Annotated in this window: 3 protein-coding genes; 2 read left to right on the top strand and 1 reads right to left on the bottom strand. The window is 70.3% G+C overall.

Features of this window, described 5'->3' with window-relative positions:
- Window positions 1-85: 85 nt before the first annotated feature.
- Entirely contained in the window at window positions 86-667 is a 582-nt protein-coding gene (locus tag G6018_RS14970) for a TetR/AcrR family transcriptional regulator (protein WP_107748752.1), read from the top strand.
- 44 nt (window positions 668-711) lie between these two features.
- Window positions 712-1,881, top strand: a complete 1,170-nt coding sequence (locus tag G6018_RS14965) for an acetyl-CoA C-acetyltransferase (protein WP_182640048.1) — start codon at window positions 712-714, stop codon at window positions 1,879-1,881.
- A gap of 71 nt (window positions 1,882-1,952) precedes the next feature.
- Here the strand turns inward: G6018_RS14965 and G6018_RS14960 are convergent, their stop codons facing one another.
- Window positions 1,953-2,585 carry a hypothetical protein gene (locus G6018_RS14960; RefSeq protein ID WP_182640047.1) on the bottom strand — a complete coding sequence of 211 codons (633 nt, stop codon included), beginning with the start codon at window positions 2,583-2,585 and terminating at the stop codon, window positions 1,953-1,955.
- Between the last annotated feature and the right edge of the window lie 107 nt (window positions 2,586-2,692).

Genomic DNA, 2,692 nt, shown 5'->3' with positions numbered 1-2,692 from the left:
CCGGCGGGCGGACCGACGCGGCCGCCGCAGGCCTCGGGTCGCGGTGTCCTGTACCTAGCAAGTGCTTGGTTGGTAGGGTGGCCGAATGACCAGCACGACCAGACGTGAGGAGCTCCTGGCGATCGCCGCCGGGCTCTTCGCCGAGCGCGGCCTCCGCGCCACCACGGTGCGAGACATCGCCGACGCGGCCGGCATCCTCTCGGGCAGCCTGTACCACCACTTCTCGTCCAAGGAGGCGATCGTAGACGAGATCCTCCGCGGATTCCTCGACTCGCTCTTCGGTGACTACCAGCGGATCGTCGACGCGGGGTCGTCGCCCCGGGAGACCCTCGAGGGGCTGGTGCGCGTCTCGTTCGAGGCCATCCACCGCCACCGCGACGAGGTGGCCATCTACCAGGACGAGCTCAAGCATCTCCGGGGCAACCCGAGGTTCGACTACCTCCGCGAGCGCAACACCGAGTTCCGCGAGATGTGGACCGACGTGCTGAGTCGGGGAATGGAGTCCGGGGAGTTCCGTCCCGACCTCGACATCCGGCTCACCTACCGGTTCCTCCGGGACACCGTCTGGGTGGCAGTGCGCTGGTACCGGCCGGAGGACGCCGACGACCACGCCGCGATCGCGGACCAGTACCTGCGCATCGTGCTCGACGGCCTGGCCGTCGACTGATCAGCACCACCCCATCCTGATCTCATACCCCCACGAGGAGACACATGACCAGCGTGACCGGCCGCGAGGCCTACGTGATCGACGCAGTCCGGACGCCCGCGGGCAAGCGCGGCGGCAGCCTGTCCGGCCAGCACCCGGCGGACCTGGCCGCGCACGTCATCCGCGCCGTCGTCGAGCGCACGGGAATCGACCCGGAGGTCGTCGACGACGTGATCTTCGGTTGCGTGGACGCCATCGGCCCCCAGGCGGGCAACATCGCGCGCTCCGCGTGGCTCGCGGCGGGGATGCCCCTCGGCGTGCCCGGCACGACCGTCGACCGCCAGTGCGGATCCAGCCAGCAGGCCATCCACTTCGGGGCCCAGGGGATCATGTCCGCGACCCAGGACGTGGTGCTGTTCGGTGGAGTCCAGAACATGAGCGCCCTGCCCATCTCGTCGGCCATGCTGGCGGGTCGCGAGTACGGGTTCGACGACCCGTTCACCGGCTCCACCGGGTGGGTCGAGCGCTTCGGCGCCCAGGAGATCTCGCAGTTCAACGGCGCGCAGATGATGGCCGACAGGTGGGACATCTCCCGCGAGGAGATGGAGCAGTGGGCGCTGCAGTCGCACTCCCGCGCCCGCGCCGCGATCGCCGAGGGCCGGTTCGCTGGTGAGTACGTTCCGCTGGCCGGACTCGAGTCGGACGAGACCACCCGTGAGACCACACTCGAGAAGATGGCCTCGTTGCCGGTGCTCGCCGAGGGCGGATCGCTGACCGCCGCGGTGGCGTCACAGATCTCCGACGGCGCCTCGGCGGGGCTGCTCGCCTCCGCCGAGGCGGTGGAGAAGTACGGCCTGACGCCGCGTGCCCGGATCCACCACCTCACCGTGCGCGGCGACGATCCGGTGATGATGCTCTCCGCGCCGATCCCCGCCACCCGGTGGGCCCTGGAGAAGACCGGCCTGACGATCGACGACATCGACGTGGTGGAGATCAACGAGGCGTTCGCGCCCGTCGTGTTGGCGTGGATCAAGGAGATCGGCGCCGATCCGGCCCGGGTGAATCCCAACGGCGGCGGCATCGCGCTCGGCCACCCGCTCGGCGCCACCGGCGCGAAGCTGTTCGCCACGCTCCTCAACGAGCTCGAGCGCACCGGTGGCCGCTACGGCCTGCAGACGATGTGCGAGGGCGGCGGCACCGCCAACGTGACGATCATCGAGCGCCTGGACGCCTGACGGCTCAGCCGCGGCTCCGCAACGCAAGCGGGCCCCGCACCGACTGGTGCGGGGCCCTTCTGCGTGTGCTGTCAGTTCTCGGTGTCGCCGGCAGCCGAGAGGGTGTCGAGGTTCAGCTCGCCACCGGCCTCGCCGCCGAGCAGGCCGAGGACGCTGCCGAGGCCACTGTCATCGCCCTCGCCGGTGGCGGCGGAGAGGGTTCCGAGGGTGTCCTCGGTCGACAGTCCACCGAGGCTGCCCTGGATGGCGTCGATCGGGTCGCCGACGAGCACGGGCCCGGCGATGTCCGGGTCGCCGAGCAGGCAGTAGGTGACCACCGCGTACACGTTGGACGGCACGGTGGCCGACACCGTGACGTCACCCAGCGTGACGTTGGCGAGCGGGGTGGGCACGAGGCCGGAGGTCTGGAGGAACGTCACGTCGGAGGTGCCGCTGACCAGGTCGCCGATCGCGTCGAGGTCCAGGTTCGAGAGCGCCTCGAGCTGCGCGGCGAGTGCCGCTGCGCTGGACGTGGGGACCGCCGCGGCGACACAGGTGTCGATATCGGCGATGCCGTCCTTCTCGAAGGTGACGGAGATCGTGTTGCCGTCGACCACGGGCGAGGAGGGGGTGGCGGCGGACGCGGCGCCGGCGCCGGCGAGGGTCAGGGCGGCGGTGGCGCCGAGGACGGCCGCGGTACGGACGGCGGTACGGGGGGAGGTCATAGTGTTCTCCTGAGGGTGTGTGGTGGAGTCCGCGGTTGGCGGACAACGGGTCTCAGAATAGGCCAAGAAACTCCTGAGGAAGTGCTGATTAGGCGAAGATGACCGCA

Origin of the sequence: Dietzia sp. DQ11-44 (assembly GCF_014145205.1) — a bacterium.
Lineage (GTDB): Bacteria > Actinomycetota > Actinomycetes > Mycobacteriales > Mycobacteriaceae > Dietzia > Dietzia natronolimnaea.
The sequence above is the reverse complement of the archived record's forward strand: the minus strand, read 5'-3'. Positions and strand labels throughout refer to the sequence as shown.